The organism is Mycobacterium sp. TH-M103, from assembly GCF_057473785.1.
On the sequence record NZ_JBYCLG010000195.1, the window covers coordinates 1 to 9,230 of the forward strand.

The 9,230-nt window shown below is 66.1% G+C and carries 10 protein-coding genes; 8 read left to right on the plus strand and 2 right to left on the minus strand.

Features of this window, described 5'->3' with window-relative positions:
• The first annotated feature begins 38 nt into the window (after positions 1-38).
• The 7 genes from AC2VOR_RS10745 to AC2VOR_RS10775 all read left to right on the plus strand — a co-directional run bounded on the left by AC2VOR_RS10745 (position 39) and on the right by AC2VOR_RS10775 (position 6,886).
• Positions 39-566: a F0F1 ATP synthase subunit B gene (locus AC2VOR_RS10745; protein ID WP_486963766.1), complete on the plus strand. Its 528-nt coding sequence runs from the start codon at positions 39-41 to the stop codon at positions 564-566.
• A 6-nt stretch (positions 567-572) separates the two neighbouring features.
• Positions 573-1,913: a F0F1 ATP synthase subunit B/delta gene (locus AC2VOR_RS10750; RefSeq protein ID WP_486963767.1), complete on the plus strand. Its 1,341-nt coding sequence runs from the start codon at positions 573-575 to the stop codon at positions 1,911-1,913.
• Positions 1,914-1,978: 65 nt separating this feature from the next.
• The gene (gene atpA, locus AC2VOR_RS10755; RefSeq protein WP_369737632.1) at positions 1,979-3,631 is read left to right on the plus strand and encodes a F0F1 ATP synthase subunit alpha; all 1,653 of its coding nucleotides are present in this window, start codon (positions 1,979-1,981) and stop codon (positions 3,629-3,631) included.
• 6 nt (positions 3,632-3,637) lie between these two features.
• On the plus strand, positions 3,638-4,558 hold the full coding sequence (locus AC2VOR_RS10760; protein WP_369737633.1) for a F0F1 ATP synthase subunit gamma: 921 nt from the start codon (positions 3,638-3,640) through the stop codon (positions 4,556-4,558).
• Between the two features lie 23 nt (positions 4,559-4,581).
• A complete protein-coding gene (gene atpD / locus AC2VOR_RS10765) occupies positions 4,582-6,030 on the plus strand; it encodes a F0F1 ATP synthase subunit beta (RefSeq protein WP_369737634.1) in 1,449 nt (482 codons plus the stop codon).
• A gap of 40 nt (positions 6,031-6,070) precedes the next feature.
• The gene (locus AC2VOR_RS10770; RefSeq protein WP_369737635.1) at positions 6,071-6,436 is read left to right on the plus strand and encodes a F0F1 ATP synthase subunit epsilon; all 366 of its coding nucleotides are present in this window, start codon (positions 6,071-6,073) and stop codon (positions 6,434-6,436) included.
• Positions 6,437-6,442: 6 nt separating this feature from the next.
• Positions 6,443-6,886 (plus strand): DUF2550 domain-containing protein, encoded by a 444-nt coding sequence (locus AC2VOR_RS10775; RefSeq protein ID WP_369737636.1) that lies wholly within the window; start codon positions 6,443-6,445, stop codon positions 6,884-6,886.
• An 8-nt stretch (positions 6,887-6,894) separates the two neighbouring features.
• Here AC2VOR_RS10775 and AC2VOR_RS10780 read toward each other — a convergent pair whose 3' ends face one another.
• Positions 6,895-7,479: a cob(I)yrinic acid a,c-diamide adenosyltransferase gene (locus AC2VOR_RS10780; RefSeq protein ID WP_369737638.1), complete on the minus strand. Its 585-nt coding sequence runs from the start codon at positions 7,477-7,479 to the stop codon at positions 6,895-6,897.
• A gap of 128 nt (positions 7,480-7,607) precedes the next feature.
• Between AC2VOR_RS10780 and murA the strand changes: the two genes are divergently transcribed.
• Entirely contained in the window at positions 7,608-8,861 is a 1,254-nt protein-coding gene (murA, locus tag AC2VOR_RS10785; protein WP_369737639.1) for a UDP-N-acetylglucosamine 1-carboxyvinyltransferase, read from the plus strand.
• A 121-nt stretch (positions 8,862-8,982) separates the two neighbouring features.
• On the opposite strand, the gene AC2VOR_RS10790 is transcribed toward murA, so the two are convergent.
• Positions 8,983-9,230, minus strand: a 248-nt coding sequence (locus AC2VOR_RS10790) for a hypothetical protein (RefSeq protein ID WP_486963768.1), incomplete at its 5' end; no start/stop codon positions are given.

Below are 9,230 nucleotides of genomic sequence, written 5' to 3' on the forward strand. Positions count from 1 at the left end.
TCGTCTTCGCTACCCCGGTCGGCACCTAATTCGCTGTGATGGGCGACGCAAGCACTCTCGTTCTGGCCGCCGGCCAGGCAGCGGAGGAAGGGAAGACCAACAACTTCCTCATCCCCAACGGCACCTTTTTCTTCGTACTCGCCATCTTCCTGATCGTCCTCGCCATCATCGGCACGTTTGTGGTACCGCCGATCCTGAAGGTGTTGCGCGAGCGCCACGCGATGGTCGCCAAGACCCTCGCCGACAACAAGAAGGCGAACGAGCAGTTCGAGGCCGCCCAGGCCGATTACGACGAAGTCATGACCAAAGCCCGGATCGAGGCGTCGTCGCACCGCGACAGCGCCAGGGCCGAGGGTCGTAAGGTGGTCGAGGAGGCGCGAGCCCGTGCCGAGCAGCAGGTGATGGCGACGTTGCAAACGGCCGCAGAGCAATTGAAGCGGGAAAGGGACGCCGTGGAACTGGATCTGCGCTCCAACGTGGCAGGCATGTCGGCGACGTTGGCCAGTCGAATCCTGGGCGTCGACGTCGGCCCGGTCACCACCCCGACCGCGTCGTCCGGACGGTAACCCCCCATGTCGACGTTCATCGGACAGTTGGTCGGGTTCGCGGTCATCGTGTTTATGGTGGTGCGCTATGTCGTACCGCCGGTGCGCAATTTGATGGCCACCAGGCAGAAAGTGGTGCGCCAGCAACTGAGCGACGCCGCCACGGCCGCCGATCGCCTAAGCGAGGCCAGCAACGCCCACAGCAAGGCGGTGGAAGACGCCGAGTCGGAGTCGAAGAGGGTCGTCGAAGAGGCTCAGGCGGACGCGAAACGCATCACCGAGCAGTTTCGGGTTCAGGCCGAGGTGGAGGCCGAGCGCATCACGGGGCAGGGTACCCGCCAGGTCGAGCTGCTGCGGACGCAGCTGGCCCGCCAGCTCCGACTGGAGCTCGGCCACGAATCCGTCCGCGGCGCAGGGGAACTGGTGCGTAACTACGTCGCCGACGCCGCGCAGCAGTCGGCCACCGTGGACCGGTTCCTCGACGAGCTCGATGCCATGGCCCCAGCCTCCGCCGACGTCCAGTACCCGCTACTGGCCAAGATGCGCTCGGCCAGCCGGCTGGCGCTGCGGGACCTGTTGGACCGGTTCGGCGCCGTAGCCAAGGATCTCGACAAGGACGGGCTGACGGCGCTGTCCGACGAGCTCGTGGCGGTGGCCAAGATGCTCGACAGCGAAATGGTGGTCACCCGTTACCTCACCGTGCCGGCCGAAGACTCGGCACCGCGGGTGCGGTTGATGGAACGGCTGCTGTCCGGCAAGGTCGGCGACACCACCCTGGGCGTGGTGCGCGCGGCGGTCTGCGAGCGCTGGTCGGCCGCCTCGGACCTGATCGACGCCCTCGAGCACCTGTCACGGCAAGCCTTGCTGGAGGTCGCCGAACGTGAGGACACGGTCGGCGAAGTCGAAGACCAGTTGTTCCGTTTCTCCCGGGTCCTCGACGCGCAGCCGCGCCTGGGCATCCTGCTGGGCGACTACGTCGTTCCGGCCGAGAAACGAGTGGAGTTGCTGCGCAACGTGCTCGGCGGCGCGGGCGGCAGCGTCAACCCGATCGTGTTTGCGCTGCTGGCCCACACCGTTGAGCTGCTCAGAGGTCAGCCGGCCGAGGAGGCCATGCAGTTCCTCGCGGAAGTCGCGGTGGCTCGCCGCGGCGAAGTCGTCGCGGAAGTCGGCGCGGCGGCCGAGCTCAGCGACGCCCAGCGCACCCGTCTCACCGAGGTGCTCGGCCGCATCTACGGGCATCCGGTGGCCGTGCAGCTGCAGGTGGACCCGGCGCTGCTGGGCGGGCTGTTGATCGCGGTGGCCGACGAGGTGATCGACGGGTCGCTCTCCTCGCGCCTGGCCGCAGCCGAGGCCCAGTTGCCCGACTGAACACGAAGTAGTCACCACAGACCCATCGAAGACCCACGCGAATAGAAGTAGAAAGACGAAAAGCCATGGCCGAGTTGACAATCTCCGCTGACGACATTCAGGGCGCCATCGAAGAGTACGTAGGCTCTTTCACCTCCGACACCTCCCGCGAGGAGGTCGGCACCGTCGTCGACGCCGGGGATGGCATCGCCCACGTCGAAGGTCTGCCGTCCGTCATGACCCAGGAACTGCTCGAGTTCCCCGGCGGCGTCCTCGGCGTCGCGCTGAACCTCGACGAGCACAGCGTCGGCGCGGTGATCCTGGGTGACTTCGAGAAGATCCAGCAAGGCCAACAGGTCAAGCGCACCGGCGAGGTCCTGTCGGTCCCCGTCGGGGACGCGTTCCTGGGTCGCGTCGTCAACCCGCTCGGCGAGCCGATCGACGGCCGTGGCGACATCGAGACCGACGTGCGGCGTGCGCTCGAGCTTCAGGCGCCCTCGGTGGTGCAGCGCCAGAGCGTGAAAGAGCCGCTGCAGACCGGCATCAAGGCCATCGACGCGATGACGCCGATCGGCCGCGGCCAGCGCCAGCTGATCATCGGCGACCGCAAGACCGGGAAGACCGCCGTCTGCGTCGACACCATCCTCAACCAGCGCAAGAACTGGGAGACCGGTGACGAGAACAAGCAGGTGCGCTGCGTCTACGTCGCCATCGGGCAGAAGGGCACCACGATCGCTTCGGTGCGCCGCGCCCTGGAGGAAGGCGGCGCGATGGACTACACCACCATCGTCGCGGCGCCGGCCTCGGATTCGGCGGGCTTCAAATGGCTTGCGCCCTACACCGGTTCGGCGATCGCGCAGCACTGGATGTACGACGGCAAGCACGTCCTGATCGTCTTCGACGACCTGAGCAAGCAGGCCGAGGCCTACCGCGCGATCTCGCTGCTGCTGCGCCGTCCGCCCGGCCGCGAGGCCTACCCCGGCGACGTGTTCTACCTGCACTCGCGGCTGCTGGAGCGCTGCGCCAAGCTCTCCGACGAGCTCGGCGGCGGCTCGCTGACCGGGTTGCCGATCATCGAGACCAAGGCCAACGACATCTCGGCCTACATCCCCACCAACGTCATCTCGATCACCGACGGCCAGTGCTTCTTGGAGTCCGACCTGTTCAACCAGGGCGTCCGGCCGGCGATCAACGTTGGTGTGTCGGTGTCCCGGGTCGGTGGCGCCGCGCAGATCAAGGCGATGAAAGAGGTTGCCGGCTCCCTGCGTCTGGACCTGTCGCAGTACCGCGAGCTGGAGTCCTTCGCCGCGTTCGCCTCCGACCTGGACGCCACGTCCAAGGCGCAGCTGGCGCGCGGTGAGCGGCTGGTCGAGCTACTCAAGCAACCGCAGTACCAGCCGATGCCCGTCGAGGAGCAGGTGGTGTCGATCTTCCTGGGCACCGGTGGTCACCTGGACTCGGTGCCGGTGGAGGACATCAGGCGGTTCGAAACCGAGTTGCTGGACCACATCCGGGCCTCCGAGGAGAAGATCCTGGCCACCATCCGCGACAGCCAGAAGCTCGACGAGGACACCGAAAAGGCCCTCACCGAGGTGATCGGCAAGTTCAAGAAGGGCTTCGCGGCCACCGGCGGCGGTTCGGTCGTGCCCGACGAGCACGTCGAGGCCCTCGACGAGGAGAAGGTGGGCAAGGAATCGGTGGAAGTCCACAAGCCCGCCCCCAAGAAGGAAAAGAAGTAACCAAAGATGGCCGCCACACTTCGTGAGCTACGCGGTCGCATCCGGTCGGCGGGGTCGATCAAGAAGATCACCAAAGCCCAGGAGCTGATCGCGACGTCGCGCATCGGTAAGGCGCAGGCGCGGTTGGAATCCGCCCGGCCTTACGCCTTTGAGATCACCCGGATGCTGACCACCCTGGCCGCCGAAGCCGCTTTGGACCACCCGTTGCTCGTCGAGCGACCCGAACCGAAACGGGCCGGCGTGCTGGTGGTGTCGTCGGACCGCGGCCTGTGCGGGGCCTACAACGCCAGCATCTTCCGGCGCGCCGAGGAGCTCTTCTCGTTGCTGCGGGCGGAAGGCAAGACCCCGGTGCCCTACGTCGTGGGCCGTAAGGCGCTGAATTACTACAGCTTCCGCAACTGGGATATCACCGAGTCGTGGACCGGCTTCTCCGAGCAGCCGACCTACGAGAATGCCGCGGAGATCGCCTCGACGCTGGTCGAGGCGTTCATGCTCGGCGCCGGCGGTGAGGCCGAGAACCGGCAGCCCGACACCGAGGGCGTCGACGAACTGCACGTCGTCTACACCGAGTTCAAGTCGATGCTGTCGCAGTCGGCGGTGGTGCACCGGATCGCCCCGATGGTGGTGGAGTACGTCGAGGAAGAACCCCAGCTGCACACCCTGTACTCGTTCGAGCCTGACGCGACAACGCTTTTCGAGGCGCTGCTGCCGCGGTACCTGACCACCCGCGTGTACGCGGCGCTCCTGGAGTCGGCGGCATCCGAGTTGGCGTCGCGCCAGCGCGCGATGAAGTCGGCCACCGACAACGCCGACGACCTCATCAAGGCCCTGACGCTGGAGGCCAACCGCGAACGGCAGGCCCAGATCACCCAGGAAATCAGCGAAATCGTCGGTGGCGCAAACGCGCTCGCCGACGCCGCCAAGTAGGCACCAAAGGAAGCGAAGAAGATATGAGTGCTACTGCCGAAAAGGCCGGCAAGGCCGACACCGACACCAACGGACGCGTCGTACGCGTCACAGGCCCGGTGGTCGACGTCGAGTTTCCCCGGGGCTCGGTGCCGGAGCTGTTCAACGCCCTGCACGCCGAGATCACCTTCGAGTCCCTCGCCAAGACCCTGACGCTCGAGGTCGCTCAGCACCTGGGCGACAATCTCGTGCGCACGATCTCGCTGCAGCCCACCGACGGCCTGGTGCGCGGGGTCGAGGTCACCGACACCGGCAAACCGATTTCTGTACCGGTCGGTCAGGAAGTCAAGGGCCACGTCTTCGACGCGCTGGGCTACTGCCTGGACAAGCCGGGATACGGGGAAGACTTCGAGCACTGGTCGATTCACCGCAAGCCCCCGGCCTTCGAGGAGCTCGAACCGCGCACCGAGATGCTCGAGACCGGTCTGAAGGTCGTCGACCTGCTGACCCCGTACGTGCGTGGCGGCAAGATCGCGCTCTTCGGCGGTGCGGGCGTGGGCAAGACGGTGCTTATCCAGGAGATGATCAACCGCATCGCCCGGAACTTCGGCGGCACCTCGGTGTTCGCCGGTGTGGGCGAGCGCACGCGCGAGGGCAACGACCTGTGGGTGGAGCTGCAGGAAGCCAACGTGCTCAAGGACACCGCGCTCGTGTTCGGCCAGATGGACGAACCGCCCGGCACCCGTATGCGGGTGGCGCTGTCCGCCCTGACCATGGCCGAGTGGTTCCGCGACGAGGCCGGCCAGGACGTGCTGCTGTTCATCGACAACATCTTCCGGTTCACCCAGGCCGGTTCCGAGGTGTCGACGCTGCTCGGTCGCATGCCGTCGGCGGTGGGGTACCAGCCCACGCTGGCCGACGAGATGGGTGAGCTGCAGGAGCGCATCACCTCGACGCGAGGGCGTTCGATCACGTCGATGCAGGCGGTCTACGTGCCCGCCGACGACTACACCGACCCGGCGCCGGCCACGACGTTCGCGCACCTGGACGCCACCACCGAGTTGTCCCGTTCGGTCTTCTCCAAGGGCATCTTCCCCGCGGTGGACCCGCTGGCCTCCAGCTCGACGATCCTCGACCCCGGCGTCGTCGGCGAGGAGCACTACCGCGTGGCGCAGGAGGTCATCCGGGTCCTGCAGCGCTACAAGGACCTTCAGGACATCATCGCCATCCTCGGCATCGACGAGCTGTCCGAGGAGGACAAGCAGTTGGTGAACCGAGCCCGGCGCATCGAGCGTTTCCTCTCCCAGAACATGATGGCCGCCGAGCAGTTCACCGGACAGCCGGGTTCGACGGTGCCGCTGAAGGAGACCATCGAGGCGTTCGACCGGCTGACCAAGGGCGAGTTCGACCACGTGCCCGAGCAGGCGTTCTTCCTGATCGGCGGTCTTGACGACCTGGCCAAGAAGGCCGAGAGCCTCGGCGCCAAGCTGTGATCGGAATCCGGGCCGGAATCAGGGCGAAAGGCGGTGTGAGATGGCGGGATTGAACGTCGAGATAGTCGCCGTGGACCGGAAGATCTGGTCTGGGGAGGCCACCTTCCTGTTCACCCGCACCACCGTCGGCGAAATCGGCATCCTGCCCCATCACATCCCGCTGGTGGCTCAGTTGGTCGATGACGCCATGGTGCGCGTCGAACGGGAGGGCCAAGACGACCTGCGGATCGCGGTGGATGGCGGATTCTTGTCGGTCACCGAGGAGAGCATCAGCATCCTGGCCGAATCCGCGGCGATCGAATCGGAGATCGACGAGAGCTCCGCCAGGGAGGATTCCGAGTCCGACGATCCGCGTATCGCCGCACGGGGTCGCGCGAGATTGCGTGCCGTCGGCGCGATCGACTAGGCGCTGATGAGCGCGCCCATGGGTCTCATGGTCGCGCTCATCGTCGCGCTGGGCGCGGCCGTTCTCGCCTTGAGCTACCGGTTGTGGAAGCTGCGCCAAGGCGGCACCGCGGCGATCATGCGGGACATTCCCGCAGTCGGCGGCCATGGCTGGCGGCACGGTGTGATCCGTTACCGCGGCGGCGAAGCCGCGTTCTACCGGCTGTCCAGTCTGAGGTTGTGGCCGGACCGGCGGCTCAGCCGGCGCGGCGTGGAGATCGTGGGGCGGCGTGCGCCGCGGGGCGACGAATTCGACATCATGACCAACGAGATCGTCGTGCTGGAATTGCGCGACACGACCCAGGACCGCAGGTCGGGATACGAGATCGCCCTGGACAAGGGGGCTTTGACCGCATTCCTGTCCTGGCTGGAGTCCCGGCCGTCGCCCCGCGCCCGGCGGCGCAGCGTCTAGTCTTTCGGTCAGCCCGGTGCCGGTGCGCCACCGCCGGGCTTCCAGAGGACGTCATCGCCGTCATTGGTCACCCGTGCCAGGATGAACAGCAGGTCGGACAACCGGTTGAGGTATTGCGCCGGCACGATGCTGACGGCCTCGCGATCGGCATCCACGGCGGCCCACGCCGAGCGCTCGGCCCGGCGTACGACGGTGCGCGCGACGTGCAACAGCGCGGACAGCGGCGAACCACCCGGCAGCACAAAGGAGTTCAGCGCCGGCAGCGCATCGTTATATGTGTCACACCACTTTTCGAGCCGATCGATGTAGGGCTGAGTGACCCGCAGCGGCGGGTATTCGGGGTTTTCCACCACCGGCGTGGACAGGTCCGCGCCGGCGTCGAACAGGTCGTTCTGGATCTGGCGCAGCACGCCGGAGATTTCCTGGCCGGGCCGGCCGAGTGCGAGGGCGACACCGATCGCGGAGTTGGCCTCGTCGCAGTCTGCGTATGCCACCAGGCGCGGGTCGTTCTTCGAGACCCGCGAGAAGTCGCTCAACCCGGTCGTTCCGTCGTCGCCGGTCCGGGTATATATGCGGGTCAGGTGTATCGCCATGACCAAACCGTACCGCGGCCCGACCGCTCGGCTCGACGGCTTGACCCCACCGCACTCCGCACCACGGAGCGCATCGTCGTCAAGCGGGCTGACTGACAAGCCGATAGGGCTTCACTAGACTGACGCGGGTGGCTGAGCGATTCGTGGTGACCGGTGGCAACCGGTTGTCCGGCAAGGTCGCAGTCGGCGGTGCCAAGAACAGCGTGCTCAAGCTCATGGCCGCGACGCTGTTGGCCGAGGGCACCAGCACCATCACCAACTGCCCCGACATCCTCGACGTGCCGTTGATGGCGGAGGTGCTGCGCGGTCTGGGTGCCACCGTCGAACTCGACGGTGACGTCGCCCGCATCACGTCCCCCGACGAGCCGAAATACGATGCCGACTTCGCGGCGGTGCGCCAGTTCCGGGCGTCGGTCTGTGTGTTGGGACCGCTGGTGGGCCGCTGCAAGCGGGCCAGGGTCGCCCTGCCAGGCGGTGATGCGATCGGATCCCGTCCGCTAGACATGCATCAGGCCGGTCTGCGCCAGCTGGGCGCGCAGTGCAACATCGAGCACGGTTGCGTGGTCGCGCAGGCGGAGACGTTGCGCGGCGCGGAGATTCAGCTGGAGTTCCCGTCGGTGGGGGCGACCGAGAACATCTTGATGGCCGCGGTGGTGGCCGACGGTGTGACCACGATCCACAACGCGGCGCGGGAGCCCGACGTGGTCGATCTGTGCACGATGCTGAACCAGATGGGGGCTCAGGTCGAGGGTGCGGGCTCGCCGACGATGACGATCACCGGCGTCCCACGGCTGTACCCGACCGAACACCGGGTCATCGGGGACCGCATCGTTGCGGCGACCTGGGGTATCGCCGCGGCGATGACCCGCGGTGACATCTCGGTGACCGGGGTCGACCCCGCCCACCTGCAGCTGGTGCTGCACAAGCTGCACGACGCCGGCGCCACCGTGACCCAGACCGAGGACAGCTTCCGGGTAGCCCAGTACGAACGTCCCAAGGCCATCAACGTTGCGACATTGCCGTTTCCGGGTTTTCCGACCGATCTGCAGCCGATGGCCATCGCGCTGGCGTCGATCGCAGACGGCACGTCGATGATCACCGAGAACGTCTTCGAGGCACGCTTCCGCTTCGTCGAGGAGATGATCCGGCTCGGTGCCGATGCCCGTACCGACGGCCATCACGCGGTGGTCCGGGGTCTCCCGCAGCTTTCCAGCGCGCCGGTGTGGTGTTCGGACATTCGCGCCGGCGCCGGCCTGGTGTTGGCGGGGCTGGTGGCCGACGGCGATACCGAGGTGCACGACGTCTTCCACATCGACCGCGGCTACCCATTGTTCGTGGAAAACCTGCAGATTTTGGGAGCGGAGATCGAGCGGGTACAGTAGTCCGAGTCAGCGCCCAAAGGTGCGGCCAGAGAACGAAGTTGGCCAAAACCGGGCTTGACCCTCCTGCTGGATCTGTACTAACCTGGCGCGGCCCGCCCCGAAGGGGGCCACTTGAAAAGGCCTAAAAACTGGGGCTTGACTCCAAAGCCAAGTTTGTATTAAGCTGGCAGGGTTGCCCCAGAGCGGGTGACAAAAGCAAGAGTGTTGTTTGAGAACTCAATAGTGTGTTTGGTGTTTTTGTTTGTTGTTGTTTTTTGACCATACTTACACGCCCCGTGTGTGGGTATGGTCGTTTTTTGACGCCAGATTTTGGTGTCTTGTCAGGTATCTCTGATTTGAATTCACCTCGTTCGCGAGGAGTTTTTGTTT

Bases quoted from the DNA above. Each gene is read 5' to 3' on its own strand.
- AC2VOR_RS10745 (WP_486963766.1), top strand. From the start codon at position 39: ATGGGCGACGCAAGCACTCTCGTTCTGGCCGCCGGCCAGGCAGCGGAG.
- AC2VOR_RS10750 (WP_486963767.1), top strand. From the start codon at position 573: ATGTCGACGTTCATCGGACAGTTGGTCGGGTTCGCGGTCATCGTGTTT.
- atpA (WP_369737632.1), top strand. From the start codon at position 1,979: ATGGCCGAGTTGACAATCTCCGCTGACGACATTCAGGGCGCCATCGAA.
- AC2VOR_RS10760 (WP_369737633.1), top strand. From the start codon at position 3,638: ATGGCCGCCACACTTCGTGAGCTACGCGGTCGCATCCGGTCGGCGGGG.
- atpD (WP_369737634.1), top strand. From the start codon at position 4,582: ATGAGTGCTACTGCCGAAAAGGCCGGCAAGGCCGACACCGACACCAAC.
- AC2VOR_RS10770 (WP_369737635.1), top strand. From the start codon at position 6,071: ATGGCGGGATTGAACGTCGAGATAGTCGCCGTGGACCGGAAGATCTGG.
- AC2VOR_RS10775 (WP_369737636.1), top strand. From the start codon at position 6,443: ATGAGCGCGCCCATGGGTCTCATGGTCGCGCTCATCGTCGCGCTGGGC.
- AC2VOR_RS10780 (WP_369737638.1), bottom strand. From the start codon at position 7,479: ATGGCGATACACCTGACCCGCATATATACCCGGACCGGCGACGACGGA.